Here is a 16,976-nt window from a genome sequence, read left to right as displayed (position 1 = left end):
ACGGTTTGTCATTCGTACAACTGATTCTCGATGCAAGCGTCGTCGTGCAGCTTGTGATAGCGATCCTGTTGTTGGCCTCGTTGGCATCCTGGACGATAATTTTTTCCAAGAAGGCCGTGCTTGGACGCATCAGGAAGGTCTCAACCCGTTTCGAGGAACAGTTCTGGTCGGGCGGTGACCTGTCGCAGCTGTACCGCGACATCGAGTCACGTGGGCGCAGCACGGGCATCGAGAGCATTTTCGAGATGGGATTCAGGGAATTCGCGCGGCTGCGCCAGCAGGGGGCGGGCGTCGATGCGTTGCTGGAAGGCGCGCGGCGGGCCATGCGCGTTGCGCAGCTGAAGGAACTCGATCGACTCGAGGCGAGCCTTGCAACCCTTGCGACGATTGGTTCGACGAGTCCCTACGTCGGTCTGTTCGGCACGGTATGGGGCATCATGAGCGCATTTGTGGCGCTCGGCGGCGTGCAGCAGGCGACCCTGCAGATGGTGGCGCCAGGAATCGCCGAAGCGCTCGTCGCGACGGCGGTCGGCTTGTTTGCCGCGATTCCGGCGGTGGTGGCCTATAACCGCTATGCCGACCAGGTCGGCCGCATGGAACTGCGCTTTGACGCCTTCGTCGAGGAGTTCTCGACGATACTGCAACGCCATGCAACACGTAGCAGTTCGGCGACAGGTCGCGCTGGAGCCGGATAATGGCTAGTTTGAAACGCAGTCGCCGCCTGTTGGGGGAAATCAACGTCGTGCCGTATATCGACGTCATGCTGGTGTTGCTGATCATTTTCATGATCACGGCGCCGTTGCTTGCGCAGGGCATCAAGGTCGAACTGCCGCAGGCCGCCTCCGAGCCTCTCGACCCGGCTTTGTTGAAGGATCAGAAACCATTGATTCTTTCTATCGATCGCAATGGACTGCTCTATTTGAACGTTGGCGCGCGTCCCGAGGCGCCACGGACTGACGATGATGTGCTCGCAGACGCGGCTGCCATCATTCGCCGCGCGCCCGATCTGGCCGTGCTTGTGGAGGGCGATCGGCGCGTGCCCTACGGCAGAGTGGTCGAAGCGATGACGCTCTTGCAGCAGGCCGGCGCGCGCAAGCTTGGGTTCCTGTCCAGCCCGGTAACGGTCGATGCGGATCGCAGGTGATCCATATTCATGGCGGCTGAGCAACGTGCTGCAATTGGACCTGCATTCCTGTCGCTCATCATGCATGCGGCATTTGCCGCCATGCTCTGGTTCGGCTTCGTGAACTTTCGCCAACGCGAGGCGCCGGTGCAGCAACTGGCCATCGAGGCTGTGGTGGTTGATCCAAGCCAGTTCCAAATCGGTGCGCCGGTGCAACCGCAGCCGGTCGAGGAACCACCGCCTGCCGATGAACCCGAACCCCAGGCGACGCCGGAGGAAACATTGCCGCAGGAGTCGGCGGCGGCCAAAGAGCAACTGCTGGCTGCGCAACGCGAGCGGGAAGAGCGTGCGCGAATCGAGCGTGAGAAAGTCGAAGCCAAGCAACGCGAAGAGCAACGCAAGCGCGCCGAGGCAGAAGCCAGGGAGCGCGATCGGGCTCGTCGCGAGGCGGAGCTTCGCGCGCGGCTCGCTGATGAGGAGCGGGAGGACAGCGGACGTCGCGCGGCACTGGCGCAGCAATGGGCGCAACAGATCGCGGCGCGCATCCAACGCGCCTGGATCCGGCCGGCGACGGCCGGGGCGGGCATTGATTGCATGGTTCACGTCACCCAGATACCTGGTGGCGAGGTGGTGTCCGCCAGCGTGGTGAGTTGCAATGGCGATGCTGCGGTGCGCGAATCGATCGAGACGGCCGCGCGGCGCGCATCACCCCTGCCGCCGCCGCCGGAAGCACAGTTGTTCGAGCGGGAAATAGAGGTACGGTTCAGACCCCATGACTGACACCAGATTGGCACTGATCATCATCGCCATGGCGCTGCTGCCAGCGCGCGCCTGGGCCCAGCTTCAGGTCGAAATCACCTCGGGCGTCACGGATCCGATCCCGATCGCGATCGTGCCGTTTGCCTCGGGCGGGGTGGCGCGTCTTGGCAACGAGATCGCCGGCATCGTCGATGAGGACCTGGCGCGTTCGGGACGATTCCGCACCATGGAGCGGGGCGACATGTTGTCGCGGCCGAGCCGCAAGGAGGAAGTCGTACTCGAAGACTGGCGCATGCAGCGCAATGACTACGTGGTGGTGGGACGATTGACAGCCAGGGATGGCGAGGCCTTCGGCGTGACGGCCGAGCTGGTCAACGTCCTCAACGGCCAACGATTGTTCATCGAGCAGTTCGACGCGCTGCCGGCGACACTGCGGGCTGCGGCACATCGTATCAGCGACCTCGTATTCGAAAAGACGCTGGGAATTCGTGGTGCGTTTTCGACGCGTATCGCCTATGTCTCAGTCGACGGCAGCGCGCCAAAACAGCGCTATCAGCTCGTGGTGGCGGACGCCGATGGCGCAAGTCCGCGCATTGTGCTCGAATCGCGCCTGCCGATCATGTCACCCGCGTTCTCGGCCGACGGCGCCTGGCTTGCCTATGTCTCCTTCGAATCGCGCGCGTCGGCCATCTACGTGCAACGTCTCGCAACCGGCGAGCGCCGGCGCGTCTCGGCCCGCGCGGGCATCAACGGTGCCCCCGCCTGGTCGCCCGACGGCCGCAAGCTGGCCGTTACGCTCGGTGGTCGCAATGGCAATCTCGATATATACATGCTTGACCTGCAGTCGCAGGAACTGACCCGACTGACGGACGATCCGGCCATCGATACGGAACCGGCATTTTCAAGCGATGGCAAGAGCCTTTACTTCACCTCGGACCGTGCCGGCGGGCCGCAGGTCTATCGCATGCCCCTGGCGGGCAATGCAAGGCCGCAGCGGGTCACGTTCACTGCAAGTTACAATGCACGACCGCGGCCCTCGCCGGACGGACAGAAGCTTGCCATGGTGACGCTCGACGGCAACGCCTACCGCATCGCCATCCAGGACCTGGCGAGCGGTCAGGTCACGGTGTTGTCCAATGGCGGCCAGGACGAATCGCCGAGTTTTGCGCCGAATGGTGTGGCCTTGATTTATGCCGGCAAGCGCGGAGGGCGTCCGGGACTGCTGACGGTCTCGAGCGACGGCGCAGTCCAGCAACAGCTTGCGGCGGATCGCGGCGAAGTGCGCGAACCGGTGTGGGGTCCATTTGTCAATTAGTCTCGATCCATCAAGCGGAGAGTCTCATGATGCGTAACAGCGTATTTGCGTTGGCATTCGCCGCAGCGATCCTGCTGAGCGGTTGCGCGAGTCAGCGCGCCTCGGAAGCCGCTGGTTCCGGCACGGCGGCGGCTGACAGCAACGCCGACACCGGCGATCTCACCAATGCCGGCGAGGTCGGCGCAGACGATTCGAGTCCAGGCCCATCCGAGGGACTGCTGGCCAAACGCATCATCTACTTCGACTATGACCGCGCCGAAATTCGCCCCGCGGATCTCGAGGTTGTTTCGGCGCACGCGCGTTATCTGGCAGCCAACTCCGCACAGCACGTGAGGCTTGAAGGCCATGCGGATGAGCGCGGCACGCGCGAATACAACATCGGCCTCGGCGAACGCCGCGCACAGGCGGTCCGTCGGGCGCTGATGCTGCAGGGCGTGCGCGACGAGCAGCTCGCCACCGTCAGTTATGGCGAGGAACGCCCAGCCGTCTTCGGCGATGGGGAAACCGTTTGGGCCCAGAATCGACGGGTGGAAATTGTCTATCTCAAGTAAATATCAGGTGCTGCGCCTGTGCAGGACCAGCGTAACCGCATGCCTGGCAACCATCGGCCTGGGCGCCTGTTCGCTGATGCCGGCGGACGATCAGCCGGCTGCACCGAGTAATGCGCAGCTCGATGCGCGTGTGGCGCAGCTCGAACGCGTCGTCGGCAACGACAATCTCCTGGAACTGTCCCGGCGCATCGATCGCCTCCAGGCAGAAATGCGCGACTTGCGCGGCGAGATGGACGTGCTGCGCAATGACATTCGCCGGCTGGCCGAGATCCGCCGTGAGCCGCTCGCCGAGTCTCCGGCCGTCACGACGCAAGCGCCGGCGGCACCAATCCCCGAAGCCGTTCGTGCAAGCGACGAAGCGGCGACGACCTACAACCTCGCATTCGATGCGCTGAAGTCGGGGCAGTACGAGACGGCCATCAAGGGCTTCGCTACCGTTGTCGAGCGTTTTCCGCAGCACGAACTCGCGGAAAACGCCCAGTATTGGCTTGGCGAGACTTACTATGTCACGCTGCAATACGAAGCCGCGCGCGATGCCTTTGCGGATCTCGTCAGCCGCTGGCCGAAGTCGCGCAAGGCGCCTGATGCCTTGTTGAAGCTCGGCTATACCTATCTCGAGCTCGGCAACACGGACAAAGGGCAGGAGATACTGCGCCAGGTTGCGGCGACCTACCGCGACACGGACGCGGGCAGGCTGGCGCAGGAGCGGCTGGACAAGCGCGATTAGTGTCCATGCCCGCTGCTGATCAACGACTACGGGTCAGCGAGATCTTCCTGTCGCTGCAGGGTGAGGCCAATCAGATTGGGTGGCCAACCGCGTTCGTGCGTCTCACCGGCTGTCCGTTGCGTTGTGTCTACTGCGATACCAGCTACGCCTTCCAGGGCGGCACGTTGCTCAGCATCGAGCAAATCGTCGACCAAGTCCGCGGTCAGGAAGTGGGACACGTCTGTGTGACCGGCGGCGAGCCGCTCGCGCAACGCAATTGCATCGATTTGTTGCGCAAATTGTGTGATGTAGGACTGCAGGTGTCGCTCGAGACGAGCGGCGCGATGTCGCTTGCGGGCGTCGACGATCGCGTCGTGAAGGTGGTGGACCTCAAGACGCCCGCGTCCGGCGAGTGCGCGCGCAACAAATACAGTGAGCTGGGCGCGCTTCGTGCACGGGATCAGGTCAAATTCGTCATCTGCGACCGCAATGACTATGAATGGAGCCGCAACGAAGTCCTGGAACGCGGGCTCGATCGCATCTGCACGGTGCTCTTTTCTCCCAGCCACGAGCAGCTTCCTGCGCGGGACCTGGCGGAGTGGATCATTGCCGACCGGCTGCCGGTGCGATTTCAGATACAGTTGCACAAATACCTGTGGGGGAATGTGCCAGGACGATGAGCGCGCCTGCAAATCGCGCCGTGGTGCTCCTCTCGGGCGGGCTCGATTCCGCAACCGTTCTCGCGCTTGCTCGAAAAGGAGGACGCGAGTGCTACGCACTGTCCGTTGACTACGGCCAACGGCATGCATCGGAGCTGGCGGCGGCGGGCCGCGTGGCGAGCGCCCTGGGGGCCGTCGAACATCGGACCATGCGTATTGACCTGGCAGGCATCGGCGGCTCTGCGCTGACCGATCCGGCGCAGCGGGTGCCGGTCGCGCCATCAGCGGGAATTCCTGCAACCTACGTGCCAGCACGCAATACCACCATGTTGGCGCTTGCGCTCGGATGGGCGGAGGTGCTGGACGCGACCGAAGTGCATATTGGCGTCAATGCAGTCGACTATTCGGGCTATCCGGATTGCCGCCCGGAATTCATCGCTGCCTTCGATCGGTTGGCCTCGCTTGCCACGCGGGCAGGCGTGGAGGGCCGTGCCATTCGCATCGTTGCGCCACTGCAGTCGCTGTCCAAGGCGCAGATCATCGAGCTCGGTACATCGCTTGGCGTCGACTACTCGCTGACGGTCTCTTGCTACCAGGCGTCACATTCGGGCGAGGCCTGTGGCATGTGCGACAGCTGCCGCCTGCGACAGGAAGGATTCGCGGCCGCTTCGCTTGCAGACCCGACCCGCTACCGGCCGAAACTCGCGTGAGCGGCATGCACGTAGTAGAATTGTGGATCCAGTCGTGCCCTGGAATTGCCCGCGGACCCGGTCCGGCGTACTCGGCGGCACAGACGCGCTCGGGCCGTTAGCTCAGTCGGTAGAGCAGCTGGCTTTTAACCAGTTGGTCGCAGGTTCAAATCCTGCACGGCCCACCAAATTCAAACCTTTCGAGCGACTCCCCGATGGACTCAAGAAAAGTCACCAATGAGTCACCATTGTAAATCGAGTGCCCAACCAGCTATCGCCGCCTGTAGCGGCTCGGTTGTTGGATCGACGAGGCTGAGCGGGCTATCCATGCCCTCAATTCCCTATCGCTCCCGGTGATCTTGTCGTGCCAAGTGAACCGCCGACGCTGGACAGGCCTTGCCAATTGCTGCTCGGACAGCATCAATCGTGCATCGGTCACGGGTATTTTCCGCAAGCTTTGGCCTTCATGCTGTTCTTACGCAAAGGATCCGCGCCTCGCCGCAGCAACGCTTCCACAACAATGGCTTCACCGGCCTATGCAGCCACCATCAGCGCGGTGGCGCCATCGCCCAGTGGACTATCGACTGGGATTCGGCATTCGTCCAGCAGGAATTCGACAACGCGCAATTCTCCCACTTGCGCCGGGACGATCAAAGTGTCCGAAGCGTCGGCCGGCAGTCAGGATCTGAGCAGCCCGAAAGAATCGCCGTCATCGCGACGCTTGTCGCGACGACTCGAAACGGCTCTTCCTCGATTCCAACGAATTGGCCATCGGGATCGTAGGCCAGAACATCGTAGTCATTGGTGTAGAGATCAAACCTGCACTTTGGATCCGATGCGCTGCAGCGGTCGACCTTGCGCCGCCGCGCATCGGCAAGTGTGGTCGCCTAGGCCGGCGTGGCGGGCACATCATCGTCGCAGGTCGGTCGGTTACGAGCCTCGTCTCGCCGCTGGAGTACCTCCTCACGGATGAATACCGCAACAAATGCAACCGCCAACGTAATGACGAGGGCATCAGGAATCCTGCGCTTGGGCATCATGAGCTCCCGCGTCAATATCGACGCGCTGCTCAAGGATCAGGGCTGGCATGTCGGCGATCCAAACGCAGTACGGCTCGAATACACGCCGCGCTAGCGGTGACCTTGATGGCAGCGCGACCATGGCCCCTTAGAGCACGGAACCTCATCTTGCACGATATGCATGAAACAGGCATACTGATGCATATGAGAACAACGCTGATCATTGACGATGAACTGCTGAGCAAGGCGACCTCGCTCAGTGGTTTGCGAGAGAAGACCGCGGTCGTTCACGCCGGCCTTCAAGCCCTGATTGCCCGCGAAAGCGCGAGGCGCCTGGCCGCACTGGGTGGCACCCAGCCCAAGCTGCGACTGCCGCCCCGGCGGCGAGGCCAGGCGGCGTCCTGAACCGACTTGCTCGTCGATACCTCGGTCTGGGCGGATCACCTCCGGCGGGGCAGCCAGCCGCTGATCCGGCTACTTGAAGCCGAGCAAGTGATGACACATCCCTTCGTCGTAGGGGAACTCGCCTGTGGCAACCTTGCGCGACGCGCGGAGATTCTCGATATGTTTGCCAATCTGCCCACGTTGCCGATGGCCGATCACAGCGAGGTCCTGCACCTGCTCGAGACTCATCGGCTGTTCGGAACCGGATTAGGCTGGATTGACCTGCATTTGCTGGCGTCCGTGCGCCTCGCGGATACGGCGTTCTGGACCCATGACAAACGACTGGCGGCGGCGGCAAAAGCGCTACGGATCCCTTCCCTTTGAACGGTGCATGGGAGGACACGCATGCCGCTGCGACCTGAAGGACCGGGACGGCCATCTGCACTGACCGAGATCTATGGCCATATTTGTAAGGGGTTGCCCGTTGCCACTTACCGCCGACACGCGCCGCCAGATCGACCCGATTCGGGACTACCTCTCTGGAGGCGGATACCCAAGTCCCGTGGCCAACGCGGACCCGCTCTCGTTCCCGTTTTTCTTCTATCCGGTCGAGGGGATCGACACCATCAACGGCCGCTCATTGCGGGTCGGGGCAACGCAGGACTTGTTTCCGCTCAACATCGAACCGCCGGCCGTCATGCAGGCGGGGCGCTGGAAAAGTGCGCGCATGCCGCGCGTTACGGGGAACAACTGCTCGCGGCCCGAGGCGCGACGGCGCGGGCGGCGGAGAAGCAGGGACGGAACTGACCCATTCGATGGTGTGACTCGCAGGGCCAGAGGTCGCACCTGATAGAAAAAGCTGGATGCTTGCTGAGCGCACCGGCGAGTTTTCGTTGCGAAATTTTTTCGGCGTTTCAGCAAATCTCTCGTGAAACTTCAGACCTTCTCCATTGCCAGCCGCCACAGCAACGGTTGATGCTGACGTCGGGCGAGGATGCCACGACATCCTTAACGGTGTTCGACGAACACGGTCGCACTCAATGGAGGCCAAGATCATGAAAAAGATGGGGCCCATAGCGGGCATCTCTCTTGTCGGCTTGCTGCTTGCCTGGTCTTCCAGCCGGGTCTCGCAAACCAAAATTCTTGCAACACCGAGGGCGACTGCCCAACGTGGTTGACGACAAGCCTCGGCGACAAGCTGGATGTTTTCCCGTACTGCATCCCAGTGGTCGGCAATCAGTCGCCACCCCCGCTGTCCTCAGGAACGTGCTGGTTCAAGCGGGTGTCGGTCGTACAGGCGGAGCCGCCGGCAGATGTCCCGGGGTACTGCGTCAAAGGTATTGCTTTTCCCGGGTCCCGTACATTGGGGCCGGTCGACATGTATCCGGTCGGCGCAAATCAACCGAATCGTTGGCGCGTTCTGACCTGTCAGAACGACACGCGCCGGCTTCCCAGCAGGACTGACCCGCTATCCGGCATCACCAGCCACCTGTGTCGAGACAACAAAGGCATCTATCGATACGGCGACATCCGCACGTTCGACGGCAAGCCGTAGCGCTGTCGTGGTGGTTGTGTCGCGTGGCATGGACCGGAAAATGCGCGCTAAATTATAGCACTGGTCCCAGGTTCGTCTTAACCTCGGACGTACCCCGTTGCCTGAGACATTCGGATCATTGAAACCTCAGCGAGCCGCACCCCGCAAGCGGAACGCATAGAACAGCGCTGCCCAAGGATATGGTGCCGCCAATCCATTGAACAACAATGCGCCTCCATCGTGCGCAAATACGCCTACGGCAGCGAGTAGTATTGACGGCCACTTCCACAGCAATGCGGCAGCGGTTGCGAGTTTTGAAGCTAACGCGCCTTCCGATTGCACGACGGCAAGCGTCGACATAAGCGCCAAACCTAGTGACAAAGATATCAAAATTCCGTACCCCGCCAGAAGTGCAGTGAGATACTTGCGATTCTGAGATTCGCGTTCCGGGTCAACCGTACGCCGGTCCATGATCCCGTGTCGCAACGCTGCGATATATGTAATCGGGTTCCAATTGCCGCTCAATACGGACTTTGCCAAATAGTGTGCTCCGAGCAAAAAAAACATTAGTAGCAGCGGTGTGTCAAATGGCCTTGGCACAGGCACTGCATTCGCGGGCACTCTTGCGGCGACGTACGTCACAAAAGCAACGTAAAGGCCCGAAACAACAAGGGCCAACCAACGCCTGCGTCGGGACGGTTTCGGGCAGGTTGCGCTAGGTACTGTCAATTGGATCCTGCACATTTACTGTCGCAGTTCCAGTACCCTTCGCGCATGATCCGGTCGTAAGCTTGGCCTGCGATGAGGCCTCCGCCTGCACCCAGAACCGAATTTCTAAACGCAATGAGCGATCGGGTGGCCCACGTATTTCGCAGCAGGAAACCTGCTACCGCGCCTCCAGCGGCGCCTCCATACGCGAATTGCTGCGAGGGCGAAGATACACGTCCGACTAACTCGCCAGTTATTGCACCAGCGGCATCCGCTACGACATCGTCGACATTTGAGGTTAGTAACCGCGAAGTGCCAGCAGAAGTAAGTATGGACAATCCAACCGCAGACAGTTGCCCAAGAAATCCATCGCTCCTGCCCGCAACATATCCTACACCGTATGCGGCGATAGGAGACAGCGCCAGAATAGCGCCAGCCCGACGATCTAACCGACTCATTCGGAAAGAGGGCGCCAACATCGCGCTATTAAGTAGCATGTTCGCAGTACCGGTCGCGTGAGCGCGAACATCACGCAAACAGTCTTTCATGCACTTGCTGTAGCGCTTTCCGGTCACAGTCACCTCCTCTTTCTTGTCACTGACGCTACCATCTCCCGCGCTGACACCCGGCGGCACTCCGCCAGCGCCGGTCGCGCCACCGCGCGGGCCGGTGCTATCGCCTCCCGACCCAATTGCACCGTTGTTTGCCGCGCTGCCAAGATCACCAAAATAGGCGGCGCTGTTGCCTCCAATCGGGGGGCCACCGTCTTCGCGCCAAACACGAATCCTCGAACCGAAGCCGCTCGGGTCCCAAAGCGACAGCGGGCGATTCTTGACGTACGTGTAGCGGTTCCAACCTTGTGAATTTGCAGCACAGTCGATAAACGGATCTGCAGACATGAACCGCCCAATTTTCGGGTCGTAGACCCTTCCATTCATGTGAACCAAGCTGACCGCGTCCAGCATTGACTCGGACTTTCCTGTCCTCGCTCGCTTCGCGAGCCCGCATTCCGCGGTTCAAAATCGCTCCCGGCGATTTTGTCGTGCCCCGTGAAGCCTTGGCGCTCGCCGAAGACACGGAGGTGCCCCCGCGGTAACAGCCCAAGCAATGCGTGCCTACAGATCAATGTTTGTTAGTCGCTGCTTGAACAGCATCAATCGTGCATCGATTACGGGTATTTTCCGCGAGCTGAGACACGGATACCCCGTTCGGCGCATCGACAGACAATAGTTCCGGGCGCGAGGAAAGCAACAGCTTGACGGTGACGACCTAGCGAAAGGCGATGGCATGATGCAGGGCGTTGGCCTTCATGCTGTTCTTGCGCAAAGGATCCGCGCCTCGCCGCAGCAACGCTTCCACAACAATGGCTTCACCGGCCTCTGCAGCCACCATCAGCGCGGTGGCGCCATTGCCCAGCGAACTATCAATGGGAATTCGGCATTCGTCCTACAGGAATTCGACAATACGCAGCTCGCCCACTTGCGCCGGGACGATCAAAGTGTCCGAAGCGTCGGCCGGCAGTCAGGATCTGAGCAGCCCGAAAGAATCGCCGTCATCGCGACGCTTGTCGCGACGACTCGAACGAGTCGCATCAATTCCGGCTTGATCATCCTCCGTGGCGCTTGCACCGAGTTTGATTCAGTCCGCCGTCCTGCACGCCGAGCGCTGGACAAGTGCGCGGACACCGAAGCGCAATGGCGAGAGCAAGGTTGCCGAGCATCACCGCTAACCGTACGGTTTTTCCTCGATGCCAACGAATTGCCCATCGCTGTCCGTGTAGAGATCAAACCTGCACTTTGGATCCGATGCGCTGCATCGGTCGACCTTGCGCCGCCGCGCATCGGCAAGTGCGGTCGCCTGCGCCGGCGTGGCGGGCACATCATCGTCGCAGGTCGGTCGGTTACGAGCCTCGTCTCGCCGCTGAAGCACCTCCTCCCGGATGAATGCCGCAACAAACGCAACCGCCAACGTAATGACGAGGGCATCAAGAATCCTGCGCTTGCGCATCATCCTCGCCGGTTGCAGTCTTCTGCTGCACATTCAGAGTGCGCGTGCTACATCGGCAGGCAACGACTGCCTTGCTTCGCCAACAAGCCTGCAGCGCGTTGAGCACCGGCACTTAACTCGTCGCTCGTCAGTTTATTCTCAAGCAAAAGCAGTTGAGCCTGACCTTCGTTCAAAAAACGCTGCCTGATCCGCCCGAGCTCCATGACGCGCGCAGACTCGAGAAGTCGCACAAACAGCAGTTGATGAGCGTAGGCATTGAGCAGATCCGAAGGCTCCGCCGCCGCGGCGGAGCGCCACCGTTCGAAGAACACGCTTGAGAGCCCGCTATGCGTGTAACAATCGCCCCACCGAAGTCGGATCCAATAAAGGTTGATCAATTCTTCGTTCGATTGAGCCGATTTATAAGACAGTGCTGCGGCCTTTGGCTCATTGAGCTCGACCCCACGCCGCAACCAATCCTCAGCCGACGCGAGCTGCTCATTGTTTAAGCCGAAGCAAGATTCGAACGGCTTCAGCAGTTGACGATCAATCAATGTTTCAACAGGTTCATCTCCGACCACAGTGAGAGGTGTCGGCATGTCTGCGGTTTGCAGCATCCCGCGTTTTCGCATCAACTCAATAGCCTGATCGAGCGCAGCTCTCGTGCGGTGCGCTCTACGGCAGTCTCTCATTGACTCGTATAGATACGTGGCCGCCGGGCCGTCACCTGCGTGCGCGGCTTCGGCAAGGGCACCGTAGTGGTCTGCGATCGGAAGCCTTGAAGAAAAGTCCGGTTCGAGTTCGGGATAAATAAGTTCCACCCGTTGCGAGACACCCGGAGCAAGCACTACCTGAACCGACTGTCGCGGTGGCAAAGAATCGTTTTGTTGCGTCCGGCGCGGTGCATTGGCCGATGGCCCTAAATCATCTCCCGCCACCCCAAAATGCGCTGTTGCCATGTTCATGACAAACATGAACGAAAGCACGAAGATTCGAGCGTTCATCGCGGAACCTCCTGATCGGCTACTTAAACAATTCGGCAAGATACGCGTTGGCTCTAGAGCCTGCTCGAATTAGATAGGTGGACCACCGCAACTAAAACCGGTCCATGCGTCACTCTGTGTAAAAAAACCAGCCTGAATGTTATACCTGACTTCACGTGCGACTGTAGGTAATGACGTACTTCTACAGTACGCCCAACGCATAAAGTCTGGACCGCCGCCCTGGGACCCTATTGGGGTCACGGTCATGTACACTGTCGTCCACCAACCGCCGTTTTGTTGCAACCCCGATTCACAAAACCAATAGAGCGTTGGATACGTAAACATGGGTTCGCAATACATTGCCCTAGCTGGCATGGCCATTAACAAGATTACGCATAGGGACGCAGAAAGTGCGCGGGAGTGCTTCCGAAGAACCATTGAGCGACCCTCCATGGCGTTTTCGAGGTACGGAACATTTTTCACGTTACCGTACACTCGCTTTCGAGTCAACGTTCCAGGCGCAATGAACCCTTCATGATTACGTTACCGCTGCTGTTGGTGCCGAGGTGCAACTGGAAAACCGTCGGGTTGATTTGCCCTCTCAATATCCGACAGCGCGCCATCTGCGCGGCTCACATAGATCAATCCATCCGATGCCAGATGCAAGTACAGGCGACGTGCACCGTTACGAGTCTCGTACCCCTTTGGAAACAAGCCGCCTGAAAAAACGTAAATAGCGACGCCATCAGGTCCCTTAATGCGAAATGTCGGGACGGAAATGTCCCCCATTGTCCGAACACCGAACGGACTATCGTCAGATGCAAATCGCGCCCCACCTCGTGGCTCGATCGAAACACGTCTGCCGGATTCCAACGAAACCGTGTACACCGAATCGGTGTCGTTTTGTACGCGAATCTCTTCCTGCGGAGGGCACCCGGCCAGGAACGGCACAAGTAATGCAGGCCAAATGCTTCTCGATATCTTCATTTCTGCCACCACCACGGATGCGGCGGATTCGCATGCGGTCCATTCTCCAAAACATTCACAGGTCCATGCCATGGATCGAGCGTACGCGCATAGATGAGACTGGAGATAGCCCCTAGCAATAGATGGGCGGGTAGATAGAGAATTCCAAGAACTTCCCCCTGAAACGTATGCTGCATCTCCTCTTGCCCTAACGTGACACCTTGCATTCTCATGTTCCTGGTTGATACCGCGGATTGTTCCCATAGATGGCAACATTGCCAATCGTCATCGCAGTCGACATGAACGGATTGTTTGTGAAAGTAATCGAATTGTTTCGAATGGATACGGATGGATTGGAGGAATATAGGCCAAGTCGGTACCCAATCTCCCCAACCACATGCCCGACGCCCCCATACAGCAGCCCAACAATCGTATTCGGCAGATTCCACACCTTGCCAACCGTACCTCGCGCCCAGGATTCCGCGCGTGCCGATCGCGACCCTGGATCTAATTCGTGCCCACCGAATTTCGCCTGAAGGCCCGCCGTCAACCCGCCGGTAACCGCGCCGACTGCAAATCCGCTCCAGAACGATTGGCCGTTTGCTTCGGAGTTTATCCCACCGGCAATGGCGCCCGTGATGGCACCCGCAACTATTCTTGCGCCGATGGAACTCCCGGTTGCCCCAACAAGCCAAGCTAATTTGCCCCCTATGGGCCCGGCTATTGCTCCAGCTATTGCGCTTATAGCCAATCCGGTGAAGAAACTGCCGAGCGTGCCGCCGTTGACCGCTAGATTAAAGGCACTTGATAGCAAAGCCCCGACGTACGGCATTCCGATTACCGCGAATGCCACACTGATAATCGTCCCACCCCATTTCTTCAGAAAGTGCCCAATCGAATGAAACAGCTTGCTGAGCCAGGAGTACCCGCTGGGGTCGACGAGGCTGAGCGGATTGTTCATGACGTATGAGAATGGATTGAGCGCCTGACTGAGTTCAATCGTCTGGATGATCGGGTCAGCTGAGAGGAACCGCCCGATCTTGGGATCGTAGACCCTTCCATTCATGTGAACCAAACTGACTGCGTCCAGCATTGACTCGCGCTGTCCTGCGTTACTCGGGCCATCCTGGCCCTCGCGCTTCGCGTCCGCCTGCGGCGGCTCACCACTTCCGGACGTCGCATCCCTTCGCACACCAAGCGCAAATGCGAACAGAATTCCCCAGAGTTCGCCAAAGTGCAGCGCGGGGATGAGGCCCATGATCAAGCACAATGCTGCACCAGAGAGAGCTGCGCACCAAGTAGTTGGACCCACAGCCAAGGCAAACCCAAAATATGCGCCGGCACCAGCGAATACAATTGCAAGGGTTGCACCGAGACCGCGTACGCCGAAATCGTAAACAATCTCTTCCCACGCGTTTCGTCCGTAGCGCCACAACCGTCGCCAAGTGACCACACCGCGCCATCCCACCAGGGCGAGAACTGCGCTCCAGACTATTGCGCCCGTTGCGGCCGCAGTCGACCATGGGGCTGATTCACCGGCGGGCAGCGCATTTCGGCGAGCGGTCCACAGCGCAATACCGAATGCAATGACACTTACCGCAGCAAGGCTGAATGGGGCGCGCCTCGACCGCATGTGCCGGTCGACTGCCATTAACCTGAATCCAGTGAAGGCCATCCCCATACCTCAATCCGAACCGAGCAAAACTGAATCGCTGCGTGCTATCACAACGCTACTCACTCCTCCGTTGCAGCACCAGCCACCATGTATCGGCATCGAAGTCGTACAACCGGTTTGTGCCCCTAGTAACCGTAAAGTGGATCAATCCAGTGCTGACGAACCCATGGCGATACAAGACTTCCGGCCCAGTATCCACCTGCAAATACGGGCAGCGATGCGACAGCAGCGGCTCCACCGACAGCCGTTCCCAAAAGTGCGGTCCCTCCGACATCGCTGATGACACCCGCCGTGCCCAGCAAGGCTACTTCGCCGGTGCCAGCACCAACGCCGGCATAGGCCACCATTTGCGTGGCACCGGAGGCCATATGGCTAAAGCCGTACAGTGCACCGTAAGCGCCGCCGGCAGCGACAGATTCGTTGAGCGAAACGGGGGCAGAAAACGTGCGGAGCGCCAAGCGCGGCGGGCAGCGAGGTTAGCGCCCGCCGCTCATTTCGTATAGCCACACAAGTCAATTGTCTTCTGTACCAGCTGCTGAAGTGACAATGTTTCGGTCGGATCGCAACGCTCGACGCGCCGAATATAGCTACGGAGTATTGCCGCCAGCTCATCTTGGGCTATATGGCCAGGATTCTCCTGATCCAGCTCTGCGGAATTGACGCCTTGAAAAATTGCGTTGTCTCTTGAAGTGTCTTGGCATCCTTTGAAAAAGTAGCGCCGCCCGGAAGTATCGAAGACGCTGTACGCAGCTATATCTGGCGACTCCACATAGCGCTCAAGGTCGCGTACCGTCTCGAAGACGGCGACGTCCCCTTGATCACTGAGAATCAGTGGCGCTGTCATCAGAATCGATCCCAGAACGATGTGTCAGGCGACTTCGTCTCCCACGGGCGATGACGTCCGATTCCTTGACCCGGGAGTGTCTCGCCGGTCGCGGCATCGGTCCCGCGCCTATGATAGTGTGGATACCGGCCCAACTCATTGCCGGTGCGATTCCCGAATAGCGCGAATCGGAAGTTCTGACCAAATTTGACTTCAACTCCCGTAATGTATCCCGATCCCGCCGTCGCAACCGACAGAAAGCCTACAAACCTTGCGTCATTCTGCTCTCTAGGGGTGAGCCACACATCGGATAGCGGATTGACACCGTCATTGAACAAGGCGAGCGGATCGGCGAAAGAGGACAAGAATCTCCCCGCTGCAAAGTCGCGCCAGAAATTCTCCCCGCCGCATTGTATAGGCGTTCCAATACACCCATTAGTTACCGGCCGCTGAGGTTCCGGCGAAGACTGGCCCCGCTGCTGATTTTGCGACTCGTGTGTTCGTGCCGCGTTGGCTGCTTCCACGCCGGCTTGCTGAATCCTGCGGATCGTCGATGCAAGACCTTGCACGCCATCTTTGGATGTTTCCGCCGCCGCTCCAAAGAACTTCGTTTGCCTCGGTTGCACACCGGAACTGATTCCATAGGCAATTCCTGCCGCGATGGCACCGACGAGCATGCCCTGCAAGTTACCCGCCGCAATCCCGCCGGCGACGGCACCCGTCAGCATCGCGCTCCAGATGCCATACTGCGAGAAGAGCGGGCTCATGAACGGCAACGCCACAGCGGCTATGATAGACAATACCAGACGGAATATATGGTTATGGAATAGGCGCTTGATCTGCTTGAAGAAGTGCCCGATCGCACCAAAAAGCTTGCTGAGCCAGGAGTAGCCGCGAGATGAACGGGAGGCCAGGGTACTTCGGCTGCACGCCGCGAGGCGGCTTTCTCCTAACGGAGATCATGGTGCGAACCGTGTGATCGCCGCCGGTGGCGGCTCAATTGTTGGATCTGTCAGGCTCAACGGATTGCTACTCGGACTGTCCTGTCCTCGCTCGCTTCGCGAGCCCGCATTCCGCGGTTCAAAATCGCTCCCGG

19 protein-coding genes and 1 tRNA gene are annotated in these 16,976 nt (G+C 59.8%); 13 read left to right on the top strand and 7 right to left on the bottom strand.

What is annotated here, in order from left to right; all coding sequences use genetic code 11:
- Positions 1-5 precede the first annotated feature (5 nt).
- From tolQ to R3E77_10470, 13 genes are all read left to right on the top strand, one after another.
- Entirely contained in the window at positions 6-695 is a 690-nt protein-coding gene (tolQ, locus tag R3E77_10530; GenBank protein ID MEZ5499849.1) for a protein TolQ, read from the top strand.
- An 8-nt stretch (positions 696-703) separates the two neighbouring features.
- Positions 704-1,144, top strand: coding sequence for an ExbD/TolR family protein (locus R3E77_10525; protein ID MEZ5499848.1), 441 nt, complete (start codon positions 704-706; stop codon positions 1,142-1,144).
- A 9-nt stretch (positions 1,145-1,153) separates the two neighbouring features.
- Positions 1,154-1,903, top strand: a complete 750-nt coding sequence (locus R3E77_10520) for an energy transducer TonB (protein ID MEZ5499847.1) — start codon at positions 1,154-1,156, stop codon at positions 1,901-1,903.
- Positions 1,896-3,197, top strand: a complete 1,302-nt coding sequence (gene tolB / locus R3E77_10515) for a Tol-Pal system beta propeller repeat protein TolB (protein MEZ5499846.1) — start codon at positions 1,896-1,898, stop codon at positions 3,195-3,197. The genes R3E77_10520 and tolB overlap by 8 nt, the downstream gene beginning before the upstream one ends.
- Positions 3,198-3,223: 26 nt before the next feature.
- The gene (pal, locus tag R3E77_10510) at positions 3,224-3,748 is read left to right on the top strand and encodes a peptidoglycan-associated lipoprotein Pal (protein MEZ5499845.1); all 525 of its coding nucleotides are present in this window, start codon (positions 3,224-3,226) and stop codon (positions 3,746-3,748) included.
- Entirely contained in the window at positions 3,732-4,475 is a 744-nt protein-coding gene (gene ybgF / locus R3E77_10505; protein MEZ5499844.1) for a tol-pal system protein YbgF, read from the top strand. The genes pal and ybgF overlap by 17 nt, the downstream gene beginning before the upstream one ends.
- A gap of 5 nt (positions 4,476-4,480) precedes the next feature.
- Positions 4,481-5,134: a 7-carboxy-7-deazaguanine synthase QueE gene (gene queE, locus R3E77_10500; GenBank protein MEZ5499843.1), complete on the top strand. Its 654-nt coding sequence runs from the start codon at positions 4,481-4,483 to the stop codon at positions 5,132-5,134.
- Positions 5,131-5,823 (top strand): 7-cyano-7-deazaguanine synthase QueC, encoded by a 693-nt coding sequence (gene queC, locus R3E77_10495; protein MEZ5499842.1) that lies wholly within the window; start codon positions 5,131-5,133, stop codon positions 5,821-5,823. Before queE ends, queC begins: the two co-directional genes overlap by 4 nt.
- Positions 5,824-5,914: 91 nt before the next feature.
- Positions 5,915-5,990, top strand: a tRNA-Lys gene (locus tag R3E77_10490).
- 781 nt (positions 5,991-6,771) lie between these two features.
- The gene (locus tag R3E77_10485; protein MEZ5499841.1) at positions 6,772-6,936 is read left to right on the top strand and encodes a hypothetical protein; all 165 of its coding nucleotides are present in this window, start codon (positions 6,772-6,774) and stop codon (positions 6,934-6,936) included.
- An 89-nt stretch (positions 6,937-7,025) separates the two neighbouring features.
- Positions 7,026-7,226 (top strand): type II toxin-antitoxin system VapB family antitoxin, encoded by a 201-nt coding sequence (locus tag R3E77_10480; protein MEZ5499840.1) that lies wholly within the window; start codon positions 7,026-7,028, stop codon positions 7,224-7,226.
- Between the two features lie 6 nt (positions 7,227-7,232).
- The gene (locus R3E77_10475; GenBank protein ID MEZ5499839.1) at positions 7,233-7,589 is read left to right on the top strand and encodes a type II toxin-antitoxin system VapC family toxin; all 357 of its coding nucleotides are present in this window, start codon (positions 7,233-7,235) and stop codon (positions 7,587-7,589) included.
- A 178-nt stretch (positions 7,590-7,767) separates the two neighbouring features.
- On the top strand, positions 7,768-8,055 hold the full coding sequence (locus R3E77_10470; protein MEZ5499838.1) for a hypothetical protein: 288 nt from the start codon (positions 7,768-7,770) through the stop codon (positions 8,053-8,055).
- 1,409 nt (positions 8,056-9,464) lie between these two features.
- Here R3E77_10470 and R3E77_10465 read toward each other — a convergent pair.
- The 7 genes from R3E77_10465 to R3E77_10435 form a co-directional block, all read right to left on the bottom strand.
- Positions 9,465-10,412 carry an RHS repeat-associated core domain-containing protein gene (locus tag R3E77_10465; GenBank protein ID MEZ5499837.1) on the bottom strand — a complete coding sequence of 316 codons (948 nt, stop codon included), beginning with the start codon at positions 10,410-10,412 and terminating at the stop codon, positions 9,465-9,467.
- Between the two features lie 304 nt (positions 10,413-10,716).
- On the bottom strand, positions 10,717-10,875 hold the full coding sequence (locus R3E77_10460; GenBank protein MEZ5499836.1) for an ankyrin repeat domain-containing protein: 159 nt from the start codon (positions 10,873-10,875) through the stop codon (positions 10,717-10,719).
- 297 nt (positions 10,876-11,172) lie between these two features.
- Positions 11,173-11,457, bottom strand: coding sequence for a hypothetical protein (locus tag R3E77_10455; protein MEZ5499835.1), 285 nt, complete (start codon positions 11,455-11,457; stop codon positions 11,173-11,175).
- Between the two features lie 44 nt (positions 11,458-11,501).
- Positions 11,502-12,437, bottom strand: a complete 936-nt coding sequence (locus R3E77_10450) for a hypothetical protein (protein ID MEZ5499834.1) — start codon at positions 12,435-12,437, stop codon at positions 11,502-11,504.
- 1,174 nt (positions 12,438-13,611) lie between these two features.
- Positions 13,612-14,640 carry an RHS repeat-associated core domain-containing protein gene (locus R3E77_10445; GenBank protein ID MEZ5499833.1) on the bottom strand — a complete coding sequence of 343 codons (1,029 nt, stop codon included), beginning with the start codon at positions 14,638-14,640 and terminating at the stop codon, positions 13,612-13,614.
- Between the two features lie 907 nt (positions 14,641-15,547).
- A complete protein-coding gene (locus R3E77_10440) occupies positions 15,548-15,901 on the bottom strand; it encodes a hypothetical protein (protein ID MEZ5499832.1) in 354 nt (117 codons plus the stop codon).
- Positions 15,901-16,680, bottom strand: coding sequence for a hypothetical protein (locus tag R3E77_10435; protein ID MEZ5499831.1), 780 nt, complete (start codon positions 16,678-16,680; stop codon positions 15,901-15,903). The genes R3E77_10440 and R3E77_10435 overlap by 1 nt, the downstream gene beginning before the upstream one ends.
- Between the last annotated feature and the right edge of the window lie 296 nt (positions 16,681-16,976).

The sequence above is a fragment of the Steroidobacteraceae bacterium genome, from assembly GCA_041395505.1.
GTDB lineage: Bacteria > Pseudomonadota > Gammaproteobacteria > Steroidobacterales > Steroidobacteraceae > JAWLAG01.
This window is presented reverse-complemented; position numbering and strand designations above follow the sequence as displayed.

Excerpts from the sequence above, each read along its gene's own strand:
- R3E77_10465 (MEZ5499837.1), bottom strand. The coding sequence starts at position 10,412 with ATGCTGGACGCGGTCAGCTTGGTTCACATGAATGGAAGGGTCTACGAC.
- R3E77_10445 (MEZ5499833.1), bottom strand. The coding sequence starts at position 14,640 with ATGGGCCTCATCCCCGCGCTGCACTTTGGCGAACTCTGGGGAATTCTG.
- R3E77_10450 (MEZ5499834.1), bottom strand. The coding sequence starts at position 12,437 with ATGAACGCTCGAATCTTCGTGCTTTCGTTCATGTTTGTCATGAACATG.
- queE (MEZ5499843.1), top strand. The coding sequence starts at position 4,481 with ATGCCCGCTGCTGATCAACGACTACGGGTCAGCGAGATCTTCCTGTCG.
- R3E77_10480 (MEZ5499840.1), top strand. The coding sequence starts at position 7,026 with ATGAGAACAACGCTGATCATTGACGATGAACTGCTGAGCAAGGCGACC.
- tolB (MEZ5499846.1), top strand. The coding sequence starts at position 1,896 with ATGACTGACACCAGATTGGCACTGATCATCATCGCCATGGCGCTGCTG.
- R3E77_10440 (MEZ5499832.1), bottom strand. The coding sequence starts at position 15,901 with ATGACAGCGCCACTGATTCTCAGTGATCAAGGGGACGTCGCCGTCTTC.
- R3E77_10485 (MEZ5499841.1), top strand. The coding sequence starts at position 6,772 with ATGAATACCGCAACAAATGCAACCGCCAACGTAATGACGAGGGCATCA.
- R3E77_10520 (MEZ5499847.1), top strand. The coding sequence starts at position 1,154 with ATGGCGGCTGAGCAACGTGCTGCAATTGGACCTGCATTCCTGTCGCTC.
- R3E77_10455 (MEZ5499835.1), bottom strand. The coding sequence starts at position 11,457 with ATGATGCGCAAGCGCAGGATTCTTGATGCCCTCGTCATTACGTTGGCG.
- pal (MEZ5499845.1), top strand. The coding sequence starts at position 3,224 with ATGATGCGTAACAGCGTATTTGCGTTGGCATTCGCCGCAGCGATCCTG.
- queC (MEZ5499842.1), top strand. The coding sequence starts at position 5,131 with ATGAGCGCGCCTGCAAATCGCGCCGTGGTGCTCCTCTCGGGCGGGCTC.